This is a genomic window from Egbenema bharatensis FJBBOT/2019 (assembly GCF_048077055.1).
Taxonomy (GTDB): domain Bacteria; phylum Cyanobacteriota; class Cyanobacteriia; order Elainellales; family Elainellaceae; genus Egbenema; species Egbenema bharatensis.
This window is the reverse complement of sequence record NZ_CP182236.1, coordinates 2,296,908-2,317,145: the sequence shown is the minus strand read 5'-3', so window position 1 is coordinate 2,317,145 and position 20,238 is coordinate 2,296,908. Positions and strand designations below refer to the sequence as shown.

Sequence of the window (20,238 nt, the reverse complement as noted above, 5' to 3'; positions counted from 1 at the left end):
TGGATTAAATCACCTGGGCAACCAGGTTACTTCGTTGATTGGGCGGGCAAGATGCCCACCCCACAAGAATGTCAGGTCATTTCTCCCGACTCCCGACTCCCGACTCCCCACTCCCGCCAAATTGTCTACACTTTGTTAAGGATTGGATGCAGTCGTTTAGGGAAAACCTATGGCAGTTCGGAAAGACACTATCTTTGAACAGTTTTTGGCTCCCATCTTCAGCAATTTTTTGATGGATCGGGAAGCGTTACTCCGATATCGCAACAGTAAGGATTGGGAGGTGGAGGGCGATCGCTTTCGTCAGCCCGATCTGGCGTATCCCGCATACTACAGCTCCCAGCATTTCCACGGTATTGAGCAGGGTTATCTTTGTGCCGATGCAGCCGTCACCTATGATCCAGTGACAAAGTATGTGCTGCCACCCAATGAGGAATGGATTCGCCAGGGATTGATCGATCGCATCCGCTGTCAGCCGCGACGGATTCTGGATCTGGGCTGTGGTACGGGTTCTACGACGTTGCTGTTGAAAAAAGCCTTTCCTCAGGCTGAAGTGATTGGACTGGATCTGTCGCCCTATATGCTGGTAGTGGCGGATGAAAAGGCGAAAAAAGCGGGTTTAGCGATTGAGTTTCGCCAGGGCAATGCGGAACAGACGGGATTTCCCGATGCCAGTTTTGATCTGGTAACGGCTTCTCTGCTGTTCCACGAGACACCGCCTGAAGTGTCCTGCACAATTCTCCAGGAATGTTTTCGCTTGTTGCAAGCCGGTGGGGAAGTGCTGATTTTGGATGGCAACCAATCTAGCCTGCGGTGGGCGGACTGGCTCACGGAAATCTTTGAGGAGCCTTACATTAAAGCCTATGCGGCTGGAAGTGTGGATGCCTGGATGGGTGCAGCCGGATTTGGGGATGTCCGGACGGAAGAAGTCTGGTTGCTGAATCAGGTGACGCGCGGTGTTAAGCCAATCCCCTATCAGTCGGTTCAATTCGAGCCGCCTGAGATGAATCAGACGATCGAGCAGGAGTGGGCAATGGGTTGACGGTGCACTGATGTAAAAACACTTTGGCCGATCGAGCAGATTGCCACGCAGCCCAGAATGCACCAATGAAAAAGGCTTCTGAGTATAGCGTGATGGTTTCTTCAATCACCTTCAGCGTCCAGCGCAGGTTGGTGTTGGTGGCGGTTGGGAAAAGGGAAGCCAGGAAAGGAATTTCGCGCCTGTTCCCCAGGGTGTCAACCAATACCATAACGAACAACAGCACAAACCCGATGACCATGTGCCGCAACATTCTGCGATCGCGCCGAATCTCTGCCCAGTAAAGCCAAACCAGTCCCACCCCCACCAAGCCATACAGGAGCATAATCAAATCATTAATCCGAACGGTGAGGAAGTTGCGTTTCAGATTAAATGCGGTAAAGATGGCTCCCTGCATTAACGTTTCGTGGACTTCAAACCCTTCATCAATTGCCAAAAAAGCAAACCCGATCGCCACAATCAACCAGAAAGTAGAAGGCGATCGCCAATTTTTGAAACTGAACTTTCCGGCTCGAACGTAAAACGTAATCCAGGCAATCACCGAGGCGACTAATAGTTGGAGAAAGGAGAGACGAGTGATGATGCCATTTTCGTGAAAATGCCTGACGATCGGGCGGGATAGATGTAATGCATCTCCGATCGCAAAAGTAACCACTGCTGTATCGATCGAAAGGAAAAGCAATGTAACGAAGTTTGGCACAGCGAAACGTTTTAACATCACCCCTCGTAAAATTAAGCTTCGGTTAATCTTACATTAAAAGGGATGGAAACTTGATTAGAAAATTTTCATGCTGACTCAGAAAACTTTTACAGTTGTTGAACCATAGCGGGTAAGCCAGACTGTATGGCGCAGGATTAGAATTGGAGGTCAAAAGTTCCTGGATGTGTCCGACGATCGCCTAATTACGGATACTGCCATCGGGCATGATGGTGTTGTAAAAGACGGCTCCCGTTAGATCAGCTCCGGTTAGATTTGCCCCCGTTAAATTCGCCTCACTCAAATCCGCCCTTTGTAAATTTGCACCGCCCAAATCTGCGTCAGTCAAATTGGCTCCGCGTAAGGTCGATCGCCGCAAATCAGTTCCGGTCAAGCGGGCTGCGCTCAAATTAGCAAAGGCTAAATTTGACTCGCTTAAGTTGGTAAAAATTAACTGTGCCTGGCTGAGGTTAGCAAAGGACAAATCGGCAGTAGCGATACTGGCATTACTCAAGTTTGCATTCTGAAAATTAGTCAGAAACAAATCCGCAGAGTTCAAGAAAGCTTCTTGCAAATTGGCATTGCTCACATTGGTCAGAAAAAGATTGGCATGGAAAAAGCTGGCTTTAGACAATTCTGCACCGCTCAAGTCGGCAAAGCTCAGATCAGCTTGATCAAAAGCCGTATTCAATAACTGACTTCCACTTAAATTTGCCCGGTTCAGACTGGTCTCGCTCAAGTTTGCCTGGCTCAGATCCATCTGACTCAACTCAAAATCCCTCAAGTCTGCCTGCTTGAAGGTTGCACCCTGTAAAGAAAGCGTTGGATTATCTTCAAGGATGAGATTGGAATCAATTAAAAACTGAAGTAGCCGCTCTCGAAATAAGCCATTGAGTTGATTCAAAGTGGCAACGGTTTGTTGGTTGGCCGCAATTCGGAGTGGATGCGTTTGCTCCAGCTCCTTTAAATTTTCCTCAACTACGAGCGCGTGCAGCAAGTTTTGATAATTATCCAGAATGGTTTGCTGAGAATCCTGGGAAAATTCGATCGGCCGAATTGATTCGGGTGCAGTCGTAGATGCCGCAGGAGCCGATGCTGCTTGTTCCTCCAAAGCGACACCGTCCGTCTCCCCTGCCGCAGAAACAGCATTGGTCGAGCCATCCTCCCTATCCTGCCGAGCCGACTCAGAACGCTGAAACCGAGAATCTGTAGAGATACTCTCGTTGAGAAAATTAACAATTTCCTGAAGCTGAACGACTCCGATTGCCGCTACCACCAGGCCCAACCAACTCCAGATGGCTTTCTTCGAGTAGGAGGGTTCAATACTGGGCGAGTAGGCTTGTTTTTTCCTAGACATTTTGCGTAGTCACTGACTGGGACGGTTGGGTAGGGAGGCGGGGGTAAGGGCAAAGGAAAGCGTACCTGGGCAGAAACCTTTTGACGGGTTCAAATGCTGCTTAGGAATGCAAATCTAATAACCTGAAATTCTTGGGAGGTGGGCAACTTGCCCGTCCGGTCAAAGAAGCAGAACGGTGCATAGGTTATTTAATCCACGATCCTTAGGGTCAACTTAAAGTTGCAACGGTGATTTTTACTAATAAATACAGTGAATCTTGGTGATTCTCAGGAAAAAGATTCTGTAAAGCAAATACGTCCCGATACAGATCATTGCGGGAGCATCCCATTCTAATCCCATCCCAATTTCCAATTTCCGCTCCCTCTAGATTCACCACTACCAGTAGCGTAACCTTTCCAATTAAGAGAGAATAATCAAAGAGCGTCACTGTTCCCAATTATCTTGCATTTCCCCATCGATTACCCCCGCGCTGTTGGAGAAAGCCATGCGTTGCATCCAGAGGTTTAGAACTCGAACGATCGCCCTAATCGGCATCAACCTGACTTTGTGGGTTGCGGCCGGATTAGTGCTGCCCCGGTTACTTCAAGAACCGTCCAGACGGGCATCCTCCGGACAGCAGCCTGGCTTCGAGACCGCTTTTCAGTCTGTGGCTGGGTTGAATCAGATGGATGGCGATCGATCAAGTTCCGAGACAAACCTGAAGTATGGAATTTCCCAGGCACTCTACGATGCCTGGCGGTATGAAAATCAACAGCCTTACCAATCCATTGCAGCGATCGATCGAGATGAAGTCCGCGCCATCTATCAACACTACTGGCAACGGGGTAACTGTAATCAATACGCAGCTCCTCTGGATATTGCTTGCCTGGATAGCGTTCTGAGCTTTGGCATAGAGTATACCAGAGGCTTTTTGACGGATCTCCCGGTCGATCCCCAGTCCGCAGCATTAGAAGTGGCTCGGCGGCGGGAGTCCTTCCGCTATCAGGTGGCAGGAGGACGCTACACCGATATGAGGGGAGGGCAACACCTGCTAACAGAGGGTGTCCGGCGCGATCGGGCCTTGGCGGAACTGGCAGAATCCTACCCTGCCGATCGACAAACTGAGTTGAGTCGGGATCTGCGTCGCTGGTTGGGTGGGGGTGAGTCGGCTGCACCGTCTGGAGAACAATCAGGAGATAGCTCGACTCCAGCGATCGATCGTCCCAATCTGCGCACTTCCCCATCAGACTCCCCCCGGACACCCGACGAAATTTATGCTCAGGCAAAGCCCTTTACCGTTGAAGTCTGGATTGAATCTAGCGGGATTCCGGCTCCGGCGGCCGGCATCGTGTTAACGGCAGATGGTTTAATTCTGACGAATCAGCATGTAGTGAACCAATCTGACTTCAAGTTTGTCCGGCTGGCCGATGGCCGAGATGTGACAGGCACGATCGTCAATGCGGATCCGAGTCTAGACTTAGCGCTGATTCAGCTAGAAGGCGTAAAGGGGCTACCCGTTGCCGAATTTGCCCCCGCTTCAACCCATGTCAACCTGGGCGATACGGTCTACGCGATCGGCTCTCCTTCGGGAAACCACTGGCAGATGACGACTGCTCAGATCATTCAGGTGCAAAGCGATTGCGGGCTGGCAAATGTGCGCTGTCTCCGCACCCCTGAAGGGTTCTTGAAACCAGGCAATAGCGGGGGGCCTTTGTTGGACTCGTTCGGGCAGGTGATCGGCGTGAACCGGGCGATTCAGCAGCGGACGGGGGAAGGGGTAAGTATTCCAGTGGAGGTGATTCAGCAGTATGTAGAGGGGCGTGGAGCGTAAAGGGAAAAGCTGAGGACTGCGAATTGAATCACCTGAACTGCTTGTGGGGTGGGCATCTTGCCCGCCCAGTCAGCAACGTAAAACGCTGCACAGGTTATTCACAGCGGTTTGCACTTGGGTAGACCACCCGAAATCTGTAAGGGCAGTTCGCGAACTGCCCCTACGGTGGCTTGCTCATCTGGTAGTTGTGTAATTCACGATCCTGATTCCGCCGCCGGAGCACCGATCGCCGCTTTGGGATAGGGAATCCGCTGGTGGTTGAACTGTTGCCACACTTTCACAAAAATCTCAGCAATGCCCCCCATTTCAGCGCGAGTTAAACCCGAATCGATCAACTGTTCATCTTGCCAGCGGGCGCGTAGAATCCGGTTCACCATCGCCAGAGCTTCTTCCGGGGTCGCATCTTTGAGCGATCGCAGGGCTGCCTCGCAGGAATCGGCCAGCATCACAATACCCGTCTCCCTGGATTGGGGAATGGGGCCGTCATAGCGAAAATCCGCATCATTCACAAAAATAGTGGGATCCGCTTTGGCGCGTTGCTGGGCCTGATGGTGGAAGTACGAGATCATCATCGTGCCCTGGTGTTCGGGAATAAAGGCTTGAATCGCCTTGGGTAATCGGCACTTTCGAGCCATCACCACACCTTCTGTAACGTGCTTTTTGATAATGGCTGCACTGAGCCAGGGATCCCCGATCAGATCATGCTTATTGGGGCCGCCCATCTGATTTTCGATGAAGCCCAGGGGGTCGTGCATCTTACCAATATCGTGGTAAAGCGTTCCAGCCCTGACCAGTTCTACATTACAGCCCAGTTCCCGGGCCGCTGCCTCTGCCAGGGTAGCTACAAACAGAGTGTGTTGAAAGGTGCCTGGCGCGTTAGAAGCCAACCGTTTGAGCAGGGGACGATTGGGATTAGAGAGTTCCGCCAACCGAACGGGGGTAATCAGGTCAAACAAATTTTCTAAGTAAGGACTGACCCCCAGGGCAATAATGCTCCAAACCACGCCCAACAGGCTTTGTAGGGCAGCCCCAGTCAGGACAATGTACCAGACGGGAGAACTGGCAGCACTCAGCATCAAGCTCAGCACGGCATAAACCACACCCTGAGTGATTCCCACTACCCCCCCCAGGATGGCTAATTCTTCGCGTGAGCGGAGCCGCCCTGCCATCGTTGCCCCAATCAATCCCCCCACTGAACTGGCTACTAGATGCGTCCCAACTAACTCCATCCCCACAGGCAGCACCAGACTCAGTAAACCAACGACGGTTACACCCAGGACGGAGCCATAGAAACTGCCAACGAGCAACCCTAAAGCCGACAGCCCGATCGCAGGGGTTCCCAGTGCCGCAACGCCAGAAACGCTTAAGGTCAACACCAACACCAGAATATGATCGCGTCGCCGCAATCCAGGATGAAATTGATGTTCAACGATTAGAAACACGCCGACACAACCACTAATTAACGCTCCAAACCCCAGCAAGCCGACCCAATTGGTCTGCCGACGGCTCAAACCAAAATAATCTAAAAGCACAAAATCTGACTGCGTGATAGGTTCTCCTGCCCGGATGATGACCTCTCCCTGCTGAATTTCCACCATCACATCTTCTACAGCTTGGGCGGCCTGTTCTGCCCTTACCTTGGTTTGTTCGGGATCTTGAATCAGGTTGGGACGAATGACGGCAAGCAAAATTTGGGTGGCCAGGTCAGCAGTGATGCTGGGAATATCCCCGCGTAACTGCAACTCGATCGCCGATCGCAGTATCGGTTCTGGCAAACCAGGGGCAACCCCTTGAGCCAGGATGCGCTGGAGAGTCGTTTGTACCTCATTGCGAGTAGCTGCCCATTGTTCGTCCGTCAGTTCCAACAGCGCAAAGTTATACAGACGACTGGCTTCCCCACCCCCCCGACCTGAGAGGGATTCAACCGTAAGGGCATATCGCTGGCGAGCGCGATTGATGACATCCTTCAAGGCCTGAAAGTCTTCCGAAGAGGCATTCCGACGATAGGCTCGCAATTCAAGAACGGCAACTTGTTGGGCCGTTTCAGAAGCATGGCTGCCCTGTCCCCGAGTTGCCCCCCGATCGCCTGCCGGAGCCGCATCCCCATTAGAGGCAGTAGAGCCTGAGTTCAGATAGGCAGAACTGTTGCCCTCAACCGCAGCCAGAACTTGCTGCCACTCACTTTCTTGCGCCTTTCGGAGATACTGCTGCGATCGGGTAGATAGCACCGAAGTTTCGACAAAGGGAAAAGTTCCTGCCTCCTGGCGTAACTCATTGCCGCGATCGAGGAGTCGCTGGAGAGAATGATAAATTTCTTGATTGACGGTTTGATCAATCATCAAAATCGGGATCGATGCAGTCCGCGCCGCTTTCCGATTGGCTTCCGTTGTCCGCGTGTCAATCACCGTAGCCGTTTCTGGGGCGCGAACCGTTTGAGGGGCCGTGACTCCAACACTGAGCTGAGGCTCGTTGTACAAACGGTAGCCGATGGTGCTGGTGAGGGAAAGCACCGCAATCAGGAAAAAAATTGGTGAATGGCGATCGAGATGACGAGGTTTCCGACGCGACCCATTGGGGCGAAAATCCAACGCTTGAGTCCGCACAACATTCGTGCAACGCTTGACGTGACTGACGGTCCGCTTCACTAACCGATCAAGCGAAGATTGTTGTAGAGAGTGCCCTGAATAGGATTCTCGTTGCCACTGAGCTAACTGCCGGGTCAACACTCGAAAAGGATTCATTAGCGACACCAGAGGGTTATACCAATAACGTTAACCGCAGGAAAGCTCAGTCCATCGAACTGAACTTGTGAGATACATACTATAGCCTCGTAACACGGGTCAGTTAGCTTAGTTCTAGCAGCTATCCGACTGAAACGAGCACAGGTATCGATAAAAGTAACAGTATAAGAACCGCGTCATCGGCAAAATCCATCGAAAGACTCAGACTCTTTCGGCGCGCGCCCATCCCTCTATTTAAACATTGCTCCTCTCAGTTGTGCCTTCCGGAAAAACTTTGAAATCGTAGTATGGTAATATCCAGCTTTGTGGTAAGTGGACAGGACTCAACCCGCCAGTCCACCAGGCAAAACCCTGATCCAGGTGATTGCGTCCCCAATCTCAGACGGTGCACACCCAGGTCTTCTATTGCTTCCTAATGGCGATTTGATCCCCCTAACCCCTTAACAAATGGGGAAACAGATCGGAAGTCCCATTCTTTTGCAGGGAGATTTAGGGAGATCAGAATCAGCCATACCAGAAGGCTTTCAAGCACTCCCTAGCCATCAATCCGGGAAGCAAACACAATCAAATTGTCTCGGTACTGGCTCTGCCTGTGATTAAAAGGGCCACCACAGGTAATCAACCGTAGGGTAGGGTGCTCCGTTTTGCCGTAGACATCATCTCTGGGGAACGCATTCTTGTTGACCTGACGAGTATGCTCCACCTCAAACTTCACAACCTGACCCGCAGCATCTAATACCTGCACTTCATCGCCAGGTTGCAAATCCCGTAGTCGATAAAAAATAGCCGGGCCAGTATGTGAATCAAAATGTCCTACAATAACTGCTGCTCCCTGCGCTCCCGGCCGGGCTCCGCCAATCCACCATCCCGTTTCTGCAAAATTCTGGGGAACCTGCAACGTACCATCAGAATTCAGCCCCAGATCAATCACAGTGGCATCGACTTGAATGGCGGGAATATAAATCCGGCGCGGCTCAACCCCCTGAGGCAGGGGAGCCTCAGGAGGGACAACTTCAGGAACGGCTTCCAAAACCTGAGCCACTGACGGTTCTGGAGTGACGATCGACTCACCCTGACTGTCCTCACCGCCGATTTGAGCCAGGACAGCCGCTTCACTTTGACTGTCCTCACTGTTAACTTGAGCCAGGACAGCCGCCTCTTGTTGCAACGTCAACTCTAGATGGTATGCAGAACCCGTTGCAATTCCGCCCAAAAATCCGCTTAAAAACGAGAGAACGAGTAACGCAGGGCTTGAGTGCTTAAATTGCGTCTTCAATCCCATTATTGAGCTACATTTTTACGGGAATAACGATAACCCAAGACTCCTGCGCCGACGAGGAGCACGCCACCGACAACCGCGATCGGCAATGGGAAATCAACCTCATTCTGAGACGCTCCACCTGCACCTGCATCAACGCCGTTCACTGGAGCTTCACCGTTTTCACCGTTCTCACCATTCTCACCGTTTTCCTGGGCTGCAACTGGCTCAAGCATGACGGTGTTAACCACCAAAGCTGGCATCAACAGTAAAAAAGCAGTTGCCGCTAAAGAACTGAGGGTTTGTTGGGTCAGACGAGCGAGTTTCATCGCAATCTCCTTTATGGTCTTTCCTAAATGTAAATACTCTGACTATAAATAAAAATCCCTTAATTCGTCATAGAAATCAAATAAACTTTTGTTTAGCTGAATGCAGTGGGGTTTACCCCTCACCCGCTATGATTGACCCAAAGCAACTGATCATCGCTGCATCACTGGCCAAAAGCGAGTTGGGGACGATCGCCGCCGTCTGTTCAGGATCGGACAGTACTCTGGCGGGTGATCCAGTACAATCTGATAAGCCCTCCTAAGTCGATAGGGAAAGAGTATATTAATCTGGGCTGACTTGAGGATGAACTAGAATTGTTGTTGGGTACTCATTGGCACTCAGGAGTCTCGACATTTTTTTGAAAACTCTGCGGACGGATTTCAGGTATGTCAACCCACCGGACTGTTCTGGTAATTGCTGATTCTGACCAAGGCGATCACAACTACAAGCATCAATTACCGCAAGACGGGGAATTTTCATACCGGGTTCTGTGTGAGCAAGATTGCACCAAGATTCTGGCCCTCGCCCAATCCCGCCAGGTTGATGGCATCCTGTTGCCCGTTCATTCTCTCAATGCAGCCCGTTTTGATGTACTCAAACAACTGAAAGGAATGGGGGATCGCTGCCCGCCGATCGTGGTGATTGGAGGGGAGGATGCAGAGATAGCGGTACAGGCTTTCAAGCATGGGGCGACCGATTACCTGATCCAAGAGCGAATGACCCCGGAGGATCTGCATTCAACCCTGTTCAGTGCGATCGAACAGTTGGAACAGCAGTTAAGCCAGGCAAACGCATCCCTGCAATCTAGCCTGCAACGCTGCCAGGATCTGGCTGAAGCAATGCCATCTATCGTTTGGACGGCTGATGCGGCTGGGGCTGTCAATTACTGGAATCAACGCTGGTATGAATACACGGGTTTGAGTCAGGCAGAGTCGCTGGGAGTGGCGGGAGTCAGTACGGTTCACCCTGAGGAGCGCGATCGAACTCTGGAGCAATGGAACCAGGCAATTGCCTGTGGACAGCCCTTTGAGATTGAATACCGAATTCGCCGTTGGGATGGAGTCTACCACTGGTTCATCTGCCGGGCGGTGCCAACACGGGATCAACAAAATCAACTCACGGGTTGGATTGGGACGATGACGAACATCGACGAAATCAAACACAGCGAAGCCCTTTTGCGCCAGAGTGAAGAACGCTTTCGCCAGATGGCAGATCATGCCCCCGTCGTGATCTGGGTCACGGATCCGACGGGGTACTGTACCTATCTCAGCCAAAGCTGGTACGAGTTCACGGGGCAAACGGAAGCAACAGGACTAGGTTTTGGTTGGTTAAAAACCATCCATCCAGAGGATTATGAACGGGTTAGAGAGAATTTCTTGACGGCCAACAAGCAGCACGAAGCCTTTCGGTTGGAGTACCGTCTGCGGCGCAGAGACGGTGAATATCGTTGGGCGATCGATGCGGCCAGCCCCTGGTTTGGAGAAGACGGAGCCTTTAAAGGCTACATCGGCTCAGTGGTAGACATTCACGATCGCAAACAAGCCGAGGAAGCTTTGCGGCGATCGGAAACCCGCTATCGCACCCTGTTTGAGTCAATGAATGAGGGGTTTTGCGTGGTTGAAATGCTGTTCGATCAACACAACTGCCCCTACGATTATCGGTTTCTGGAAATCAATCCAGCCTTTGAGCACCAAACGGGACTCTACCGGGCAGAAGGTAAAACCGCCCGGCAACTTCTGCCCAATCTGGAACAACATTGGTTTGAACTGTACGGTAACGTGGCCCTCAGCGGTGAACCTATCCGCTTTGAACATCGGTCTGATGCAATGAATCGCTGGTTTGAGGTGTCTGCCTTTCACCTGGGATCGCCGGAAAGCCGAAAAGTAGCCATCCTGTTCAAAGACATCAGTAAACGGAAGCAAGCTGAACACGAACGCCAGGAGAGCCAGACCCGGTTCCGGACGTTAGCAGATAACATTTCCCAGTTTGCCTGGATGGCGGATGAAACAGGATATATTTTTTGGTACAACCAGCGCTGGTTTGATTACACTGGCACATCCCTGGAACAGATGCAGGGCTGGGGCTGGCAGCAGGTTCATCATCCAGATCATCTAGAGCGGGTACTCAAAAAGTTTCGGCAACATCTGGAAGCGGGTGAAGCCTGGGAAGATATTTTTCCCTTACGGGGCAAAGAGGGCCAGTATCGCTGGTTTCTCTCCCGCGCTATTCCCATTCAAGGTGAGCAGGGTAGGGTGTTGCGCTGGTTTGGCACGAACACGGATATTACCGAACTGCGCCAAACTGAAATGGCTCTACAGCAAGCTACGGATCGATTGAACATTGCGCTCAAGAGTGCTCCCCTGACGCTGTTTAACCAGGATCTCGATCTCCGCTATACCTGGATTTACAACCCCACCAACCATTATTCAACGGCAGAGGTGATGGGTCGGCGAGATGAAGATTTTACTACTCCCGAGTCTGCCGCGCGCCTTAATCAGCTGAAGCGAGAGGTACTGAAGACTGGATCAGGCTTGAGGCAAGAGGTGAAGCTGACTTATCAGGATGGAAATGTTGCCTACTATGATTTAGTCATTGATCCCCTGCGCGACAGCCAAAATGCGATCGTGGGCGTGACCTGTGCTGCGGTGGATATCAGTGAAAAGGCAAAGCTGGAAGCCGATCGCAAACAAGTAGCGGAGTCCCTGCGCCAGAGTGAAGACCGACTGCGGATGGCGATCGAGTCTGCCCAGTTGGGCACCTGGGACTGGAACCTCAAAACGAACCAACTGGCGTGGGATGACGGTTGTAAGGCAATGTTTGGTGTTCCCTCCCAGGTTGAAATCAGCATTGAGGAATTTTTCAGGAGGCTACATCCGGAAGACCGCGATCGCCTGGAACAGGTGGTGCAATGGTCTTGTAACCCGGCTAGCGGCGGCAAATATGAGGTAGAGTATCGCATCATTGATACTCAGGCGGGCAGCGAACGCTGGATTGCCGCTAAAGGACAGGTTTATTTTGATGCCAATGAACATCCGCAACGCTTCATTGGTACAGTGCTGGACATCACTGAGCAGAAACAGGTGGAAGCCGAACGAGAGCGGTTGTTTCAGCGAGAGCAAGCGGCGCGAGAAGAAGCTGAACGGGCCAATCGCATCAAAGATGAATTTTTGGCGATTCTCTCCCACGAGTTGCGATCGCCCCTGAACCCGATTCTGGGTTGGACGAAGTTATTGCAGTCCCGTCAGTTTGATGCAGAAACCACGGCTCAGGCCCTGGCTACGATTGAGCGAAATGCTAAATTGCAAACGCAACTGATTGATGACCTGCTGGATGTTGCCAAAATTTTGCGCGGCAAACTCAGCCTGCATGTAACCCCAGTGAATCTGACCGCAGTGATTGAAGCTGCAATTGATACCGTCAGAACGGCAGCCGAAGCAAAATCAATCTCACTGCATCTGGAATTACCTGACGTTGGACAGGTTTCCGGGGATACGGCCCGTCTGCAACAAATCGTCTGGAATTTATTATCTAACGCGATTAAATTTACCCCGGAAGGGGGGCGGGTTGAAGTTAAGGTGGAACAGGTAGAACATCAGGTGCAAGTGATCGTCAGTGATACTGGGAAAGGGATTAGCGCCGCCTTTTTGCCTCACATCTTTGAGTCATTTCGGCAGGAAGATGTTTCCACCACACGCAAACACGGAGGGTTGGGGCTAGGATTGGCGATCGTCCGTCAGTTGGTGGAAGCCCACGGAGGCACAATTCTGGCAGAAAGTCCGGGGGAAGGGTTGGGAGCCGAATTTACCGTGCAATTGCCTTTGCTAAATACGGAAGCCGTCGCAATTCAGCCCAGCCGACAGCAACCTTTGTCTGAACTCAATCTTGCGGGAGTGCGAGTCCTGGCGGTCGATGATGAACCCGATGCCCGCGAATTACTCACGACATTGTTAACGGAGTATGGAGCCAACGTCCTGACTGTTGCTTCGGCAGCGGAGGCCCTCTCAATTTTGCAGTCCTTCCGGCCGCACGTATTGATCAGCGACATTGGTATGCCCAGCGTAGACGGTTATGCCCTGATCCAAAAGGTGCGGTCTTTACCCCCGGATCAGGGTGGCCAGACTCCAGCCATTGCCCTGACGGCCTATGTTCGGGAAGCCGATTATCAGCGGGCCCTCACCAGCGGTTATCAACAGCATGTCACCAAGCCCCTTGAGATTGATCAACTCGTCCAGGCAGTAGCTAGACTGGCTCAAGGGCAATTCAACGACAATCTCCCTACTCCGACAGACTCATCTGACCTCGATAGCCTGTAACAATCCGGCTGCCGTCCTTGAGAATATGAATTTCGATCTGATCACTAGCCCAGGTCAACCGATCGGCCAGGGCTGGATTAAAAATATGCACCCGCTGATTACTGGAAGACACCAGAGAGTCAGGCTGATTAATCGCCAACGATTCCACGTAAGCCCCATCGATCAATAAATCAAGCTGTTCCAGTAATTCTTCCGCCCCCGCCGGCGCATAGGGCGATCGCAGCTTCTCCAGGGTGAACCCCGTAAACGACATGACGTTTAACCCAGCCGCCTTCACCAGCCGCGCTAGTTCTGCCAGGGCAGGCGCTTGCCAGAACGGTTCCCCCCCTGAAAAAGTAACGCCTTCATTGCGAGGATTGCTCAGAATTTTTTGAGCCAGGGTATCAACGGAGATCAATTGGTTAATTTCAAACGACCAGGACTCTGGGTTGAAGCAGTCTGGACATTCGCGTAAGCAGCCCTGCACCCAAACGACCGCTCGACACCCTGGCCCGTTCACCTCTGACTCATCGACATAGCCCATGATATTGAGATAGCCTGCCGGAATTTCAATTAACTCCAGGTAAGGATTATGTTTTACTTCTGTCATATATTCTCCTTGAGTCAGGGTTCGTTGGATTAAAACTGTGATCAAGAATGAAATTGATAGGGATAGTGAACTGGAACCGGAACAATGCTTTGAATGCGATCAGCGAATGATCTGAGAACCTCAACGTTAACAGGTTTAAGACATCGCGCCAGATAGGGTAACGCATCGGGTGGATGATTGCTGCGCGCTTCAAGCGGATGATTCAATGGCTTGGGGCGAGTGGGGGTATTCAGTTGAATCTCATCGGGTTGCAGGGCATGCATCAGGGCAGTATAGAGAATCTGATCTCGATCGCTCCAGGGAGAGAGGAGCATGGTTTGAATGGCCAACTTGCCGGGATAGGATTGGCGAAACCGCTGTAAGCCAGACCAAAACTGAGTCAGATCGCTATCGGTACAGGGGCGATTCAGTCGGCGAAATTGTCCCTCCACAACAGCATCTACTTTAACCGCCACTCGATCGGCGATCGTCAATTCCGCTCGCACCAGCGGATCCGTGAGTAAACTGCCATTGGTTAATACGCCAATGGGTTTCCGGGTCACCGACTTCAGCATGGACAGAATATCACCCAAATTCAGCGCCAGAGTGGGTTCACCACTGCCACTGAGGGTAATGATGTCCACCTCCCACGGGGCAAAGGGTTGTAAATCTTGCTGAATTTGCTCAGTAGAAACAAAAACCTGACGATCGACACTCTGACATTCAATGGCACCCAGTTGGCAGTACACGCAGTTAAACGAACAGGTGGAGACTGACCCGATCGGATCAACCCCCAACGATCGCCCAAATCGCCAGGACTGAACCGGCCCATACACTGAAGAAAAGGTTGATGTTTCCATTGGCTCTATGAATCAGCCCTTCACTCAAACGTGTCGGAACGAAACTACCCCAATTGTATTCCCAAAGTATGGAGAACAAAAACTTTCAGCCCAGGATAGCGGTAAGCTTAAGCATTTCTTAAAACCGATAATTTCGATCGCGCACCCACAAACTAATCGGCACGGCATTTCCCCCCCGATCAACTTTGACATCCACCACAAAGGCTTCCCGCTCTTCCCACTGCACCTGATTAATATCGGCATTTATTTCTTCCCGACGGCTTTCTGGCATATAGTAGGTTTCCAGCCCATAGGTAATGCTCCAACCGTCGTACTGTCCCTGCATCGCCACCTGATTGGGTGTCAGATCAGTGGGGCGATCGCCGCTGATCCGAACGGGTGTCCACGGTTGAGGCGGAGTGGCATTGGCCTGTGCGGGGGGTTCCAGCACGACATAGAAGCTCAGGGGCTGTTCCTGGTATTGGTTGAACCAATCCCCCCCCGGAAGCGATCGCAAGGTTTCTACATTGGAGACATCATAGCTCAGGGTTTGATAGTAGCCCCGCAGAATGTCGTAGGGATCAACCGGAGCCGTTTGCAGGGTGATAGACCGTCCAGCCACATAAGTGTAGGCATCCCTGGCGGGAACCGCAATAATTAACACCACTTGAACCAGCAGGGGAATCCAGAGTCGCCAGGGGGGTAATGGCTGGCGGGAAGAGGGAGTTGGGAGCCGAGTGTCTGGGGTCGGGAGTTCAATGGGCGGTTGAGTGGGTTGAGAAGGCAGTTGGGGATCTTGAGCAGTCATGGGGTTCCCTCCGAGGCTTGGGGTAAGGAAGAATGTTTTCTGGGGCGAATATTGCGCTCAAACCAGAGTCCGGCGATGATTACACCGACTCCGCACAGAATAAAGACGATCGATTTCAGCAGCAAACCCGTGTTGTATTCCAGCATTCGGCTCATGATGCTGACAACGAGTAAGACCATCCCCCCCCCAAAAAGTAGAACGGCTGGTGAGGGCTAATCCATCTCGAATTAAGGCGATCGCCAAACCAAACAGCATGATATTGAAGCCGAGGGGCGCAACACCAGGAAGCCCGTTGCCTTCCAGGTGAGTTGTGAACAGGGCAGCCGTGATAACCAAAACAACAGCAATCACACCTGTATTCACGGCTTTCTCCTGAAACCATCCCGATCGACGGGGATGTTGTGCGGTTTTTAGCCAACCGATCGCTGCCACCAGACTCAGGACGATCGCATCTAAAAGGGGCACAGTGATCCATTCGTAGGACTGCCCGTTATTTGTCCCATTCGTGTTCCAGAACCAGTGAAAAGAGAAAAAGTAAAACAAAAGGCTGAGGAACCAGAGAGAGAGGGATCGGGCGATGGGCTGGAAGGGGTCGATCGGTCGGGAGGGGTGAGGTGTAGAGCGGCGCTGGGTTGTGGGCTTACGGAAGGTGAAGATATGACGATGGTAAACCCAGAGGAGGGCGGGGGGAAGGACAAAGGCGATCGCGGCAATCCAACCAGGCATTAGGGGATTACCGTAGCCCCATCCCGTCAGAGGACGCAGGTTAAAGACGATTGCCACTGAAATCAGAATTGCACTTAACCCAAACAGGACGCGAGAGCGACACCAATAGGACAGTGGAATAAATAGCACACTCACTGCCAGGGGCATATGCTGAATGAACCCCTGCCACGGACTGGTGCTGAATGCGCTTGACCAGACGATCCAACCTGCAAAATATCCCCATCCCATCAGCAGGAGGGACATAATGCCCAGGGAGGTGAGCCGCAGGCTACAGGCCATTGCCAACACGCCGAGGCTCCAGACCAGCAGCAGTTCATAGAAATTCCCGCTCTGATGAAACATTTGGGAAAGGAGCGCCAGGTTCGCGCCCAGGATCAATGCTCCCAGCAGCAATAAACCATGCCCCAACTTCTGTAATCCGGGTTTATGGGCGGGTCGTCGCCACAGGAAAAATCCGGTGACATTAACGCTAATAAATAAGCTGAGTAGTAAAATAACGCGGAACGATCGCGTCCAGTCTTGCCAGTTGGCTGCAACAAAGGTGATGATGCCAAGCCCCAGCAATATGCCCCCCAGCCCCATCAAAATTGCCACAAACCGATTGCTGGCATCGCGTTCCAATGCATCTAACTGGTAGCGATCGACCAAGGTTTGATAAAACTCACTGGTAATTAGCCCTTCAGTCCACCACTGTTCAGATTCGTGGCGCAACTGGCGGCGAAAGGTTTCTGTAACCATTGTGGTGTGATATGAAGCGAAATGGGTATTTCCAAGATACTCAGGCGATGGGCGATCGGTTGCAATTTAGGGACAATCCTTAATGTGTCTGCAAGCTGCATCGTTCTCCCAATCGACCAGTCCGGTTCCCTCCAGTAAATTTGTACAACAGAACACTTGACTGAGGCGATCGATCTGGTAATGTTTTAACTTATGGCTACAGGGTGCGCACTTGCAGTAGCCTGGCTCCCAAAACCTGGCGAGGTATGAAGTAGATCCTACCTACAACATACCTCTAACCCCACAGACGACCGTAGCTGTCCGTCGGGCTTGGATTAGTTTAACGCTTTTGTTGAACAATCTCCTATCCCTGGCTTTGCAATGGTCGAAAGCTGGGGGAAAACCAGGTTTTTGGGTTTCTTCCATTCATTAAAACTACAACCCGACAAGGAGAATTCCCATGACAGGTGATTTTAACCTGTTCGATCATCCTGCATTCGGAGATGAAAATGATCCGAGTGCTGGACGAGAGCGCGTTCGTATCATCATCTTTGGCTCGAAAGAAGTGGTTCGCGCCACCATTCATGCTCTCTATCTGAAAAACTTCCGTCGCATTGAAAGCTGGAGTCCCCTCTTACCGACTCCCGATCCCGCCATCTTCATGTCCATCAGCACAGAGTATCGCATTATGCGCTAAAAACTGCGAATTGAGTCATCTGAAATTCTTGTGAGGTGGGCATCTTGCCCGCCCAGTCATCTGAAATTCTTGTGGGGTGGGCATCTTGCCCGCCCAGTCCACAAAGCAGAATCATTGCACCGATGATTGAATCCATGACCCTAAGAAAATGACCGATCGCGGCTGAACGAATCAGGGAACCCGGCTTGAATCAGGGAAACTTCTGCTGCCGTCAGTCCATACAACTGGTTCACCCATGCATCAATTTGCCGATCGACCCGCTCAATTTCCTGATGAATCCACTGCCGCTGATCGGAATGAACCAGTGCGGATTGGGTGTATAAGGCTTGAATCGTATCAACCGCATGCACCAGGCGATCGTGCTGTTCTACCTCTATTGGAGAATTAAAATCGATCGTGCGAATGGGAAGCTGTTGGACAAACGTTTTAGCGATATTGACCGTGAGCCGCGATCGATTAGTGAATTTCTGACTGTAATAGTAGTTGAGGAGCTTTGAATTCAGGAGGGCTAACAGGTAGCGAATATTGTAGGGGCAATGCTCCTGCATGAGTAAATTATTCACTGAAGCAAACGTATAGTAATGATTTGTATCCAAGGCTGCAATCAACGGAAACCGTCCGCCCCCAATTCGCCGTAACACCAGTTTCTCACTCGCAGCCCAGACATATTCTGGTCGAGGCCGATGTAATTGTTGGCGATCGAACAGGATATATTTCTCTCTAAAAGTAATGGTATAGCGAGTAATGTCCTTGCCCTCCAGCAGCTTTTTGTGGCGATCGGGCTGAGGACCACTGGTAACTTGATTTCGTTGGCAAACAATGCCTTCAATAATGTCTTTTGTTAGTTTTGATAGAGGCGACGAGCATTCTTCTAGGCGATGAAATAATGCTTCCTGCGCTTGATCGACAAAAATACTAAAAACATATCCTGGGTTGGCTACAAACGATCGCTTATCCAGCAGCCTCGGTGCAGACGATCGAATACCGTCAAAGCACTGCACCGCCGTATGCTCTGGATTCTTACCTAAAATCAACATCGCAGTGGATGCAGTCACTCCGGCAAAAACTTCACTGCCTAAGTCAACGATCCGCTGAATCTCGCAGTGTTCCAGGATGTATTGACGGGCAACATCATACACCGTGGTTCTGAGCAGGGTATTGGGGACGATGATGCCTGCTGTGCCTTGCTGGTTTGTTAATTGAATAAACCGAATTAAAAATAAAACAAATAAATTAATCTTCCCCGTTTGTTTAGTCTTGCCCTGCTGCAAGGAATGCAAATCCCCCAGGTACTGCCGTTGATAGTACTGCTTCACCCGATCGCCAAACTTCACATTTCGGGTGAACACCCAGGGCGGATTCCCAATCACCCCATCAAATCCCCCCGATCGCATGACTTCAGGAAAAGCCTGCTCCCAATCAAAGACGTTAATCTCACCCAGATTCTCGTCCGCCTTCTCATAGAAATCTGAGCCAATCAAGGCATTCCCGCAACAGATATTTTGATCCAGGAGAGCGGGATCAACGGGAACCGATCCTACGTCCCGCTCCCTTTTCTCTTCAGTTATCCCTTCCAGGAGTTGCAACAGCAGAGATTGCCTGGTGATTTCGATCGCCTGTGGATCCAGATCAACCCCATAAATATGCTGGAGTAAAATCTGCTTTCGGGTTTCAAACGTCAGCCGCCATTCGCCATTGCTCCGATAAAGCTGATGATGATAGCGATCGATCGCCGCTACATAGTGGGTTTGATACCAGTTCAACAGAAATTGGTATACCCCCAGCAAAAAGGCTCCAGAACCGCAGGCGGGGTCAAGTACCCGTAGAGTGACCCAATCCCCCTGAAGAGCATCACGCCCCTGCTGAGACTTCATCAGCCGATCGCCCACTGTATGCTGCACCATATAATCCACTACGGATCGCGGCGTGTAGTAAGCTCCGCCCGCTTTTTGGGCAGCCGATCGTCCTTTCGCCAGAAATTGCTCATAGACCTGTCCCAAACGCTCGATCGGCAGCTTTTCCCCTTCCTCCCTCAAGATCCTCCCTCGATCGGCACTCTGGCTCTGCAAAACGTCTTCCAGGCTCAATTTAGAACTGAGGTGGGGATCGAGGATCGGCTGAACTCGTTCAGCTAAGTGGTGCCAGGGCTGAATACCCCGTTCCTCGCAGAGCCTCAGGAGCAGCAGAGCATTCATAGCCGCCTGGGCGATCGCATCCAGGTCAGTCTGAGCTAATTCCGGGTACTGTCGGCGGAAGTAGGCGAGAAGCTGATTGCGCCAGGTGTGAATTTCTTTGTTTAGTCTCACCATGCTGAAGTTGCTACCAAAAAAAGAGGGTAGAAAGA

Annotated in this window: 15 protein-coding genes; 5 read left to right on the top strand and 10 right to left on the bottom strand. The window is 51.4% G+C overall.

Annotated elements, in window-relative coordinates; translation table 11 throughout:
• The first annotated feature begins 169 nt into the window (after positions 1-169).
• Positions 170-1,039 (top strand): class I SAM-dependent methyltransferase, encoded by an 870-nt coding sequence (locus tag ACM1PF_RS10830; protein ID WP_416674473.1) that lies wholly within the window; start codon positions 170-172, stop codon positions 1,037-1,039.
• On the opposite strand, the gene ACM1PF_RS10825 is transcribed toward ACM1PF_RS10830, so the two are convergent.
• The gene (locus tag ACM1PF_RS10825) at positions 957-1,754 is read right to left on the bottom strand and encodes a hypothetical protein (protein WP_416674472.1); all 798 of its coding nucleotides are present in this window, start codon (positions 1,752-1,754) and stop codon (positions 957-959) included. The genes ACM1PF_RS10830 and ACM1PF_RS10825 overlap by 83 nt on opposite strands.
• Before the next feature lie 181 nt (positions 1,755-1,935).
• On the bottom strand, positions 1,936-3,090 hold the full coding sequence (locus ACM1PF_RS10820; protein ID WP_416674471.1) for a pentapeptide repeat-containing protein: 1,155 nt from the start codon (positions 3,088-3,090) through the stop codon (positions 1,936-1,938).
• A gap of 484 nt (positions 3,091-3,574) precedes the next feature.
• Between ACM1PF_RS10820 and ACM1PF_RS10815 the strand changes: the two genes are divergently transcribed.
• Complete coding sequence (locus ACM1PF_RS10815) at positions 3,575-4,900, top strand: trypsin-like peptidase domain-containing protein (protein ID WP_416674470.1); 1,326 nt, start codon at positions 3,575-3,577, stop codon at positions 4,898-4,900.
• Positions 4,901-5,094: 194 nt separating this feature from the next.
• Here the strand turns inward: ACM1PF_RS10815 and ACM1PF_RS10810 are convergent, their stop codons facing one another.
• The 3 genes from ACM1PF_RS10810 to ACM1PF_RS10800 form a co-directional block, all read right to left on the bottom strand.
• Entirely contained in the window at positions 5,095-7,641 is a 2,547-nt protein-coding gene (locus tag ACM1PF_RS10810; RefSeq protein ID WP_416674469.1) for an HD family phosphohydrolase, read from the bottom strand.
• Positions 7,642-8,176: 535 nt separating this feature from the next.
• A complete protein-coding gene (locus tag ACM1PF_RS10805; protein ID WP_416674468.1) occupies positions 8,177-8,917 on the bottom strand; it encodes a class F sortase in 741 nt (246 codons plus the stop codon).
• Positions 8,918-8,922: 5 nt separating this feature from the next.
• Positions 8,923-9,228, bottom strand: coding sequence for a hypothetical protein (locus ACM1PF_RS10800; protein WP_416674467.1), 306 nt, complete (start codon positions 9,226-9,228; stop codon positions 8,923-8,925).
• A 128-nt stretch (positions 9,229-9,356) separates the two neighbouring features.
• Between ACM1PF_RS10800 and ACM1PF_RS10795 the strand changes: the two genes are divergently transcribed.
• Positions 9,357-9,488, top strand: a complete 132-nt coding sequence (locus ACM1PF_RS10795; protein WP_416674466.1) for a hypothetical protein — start codon at positions 9,357-9,359, stop codon at positions 9,486-9,488.
• 124 nt (positions 9,489-9,612) lie between these two features.
• The gene (locus tag ACM1PF_RS10790) at positions 9,613-13,539 is read left to right on the top strand and encodes a PAS domain S-box protein (protein WP_416674465.1); all 3,927 of its coding nucleotides are present in this window, start codon (positions 9,613-9,615) and stop codon (positions 13,537-13,539) included.
• Here ACM1PF_RS10790 and ACM1PF_RS10785 read toward each other — a convergent pair.
• From ACM1PF_RS10785 to ACM1PF_RS10770, 4 genes are all read right to left on the bottom strand, one after another.
• On the bottom strand, positions 13,502-14,128 hold the full coding sequence (locus ACM1PF_RS10785) for a 4Fe-4S single cluster domain-containing protein (RefSeq protein WP_416674464.1): 627 nt from the start codon (positions 14,126-14,128) through the stop codon (positions 13,502-13,504). The two genes, ACM1PF_RS10790 and ACM1PF_RS10785, sit on opposite strands and share 38 nt — an antisense overlap.
• A 41-nt stretch (positions 14,129-14,169) precedes the next feature.
• Complete coding sequence (locus tag ACM1PF_RS10780) at positions 14,170-14,967, bottom strand: radical SAM protein (protein WP_416674463.1); 798 nt, start codon at positions 14,965-14,967, stop codon at positions 14,170-14,172.
• Positions 14,968-15,085: 118 nt separating this feature from the next.
• Positions 15,086-15,754 (bottom strand): GDYXXLXY domain-containing protein, encoded by a 669-nt coding sequence (locus tag ACM1PF_RS10775; protein WP_416674462.1) that lies wholly within the window; start codon positions 15,752-15,754, stop codon positions 15,086-15,088.
• A 57-nt stretch (positions 15,755-15,811) separates the two neighbouring features.
• A complete protein-coding gene (locus tag ACM1PF_RS10770; RefSeq protein ID WP_416674461.1) occupies positions 15,812-17,218 on the bottom strand; it encodes a DUF2157 domain-containing protein in 1,407 nt (468 codons plus the stop codon).
• Between the two features lie 439 nt (positions 17,219-17,657).
• On the opposite strand from ACM1PF_RS10770, the gene ACM1PF_RS10765 reads away from it, so the two are divergent.
• Complete coding sequence (locus ACM1PF_RS10765; protein ID WP_416674460.1) at positions 17,658-17,894, top strand: hypothetical protein; 237 nt, start codon at positions 17,658-17,660, stop codon at positions 17,892-17,894.
• Between the two features lie 140 nt (positions 17,895-18,034).
• Here ACM1PF_RS10765 and ACM1PF_RS10760 read toward each other — a convergent pair whose 3' ends face one another.
• A complete protein-coding gene (locus tag ACM1PF_RS10760; protein WP_416674459.1) occupies positions 18,035-20,203 on the bottom strand; it encodes an Eco57I restriction-modification methylase domain-containing protein in 2,169 nt (722 codons plus the stop codon).
• Positions 20,204-20,238: the final 35 nt, after the last annotated feature.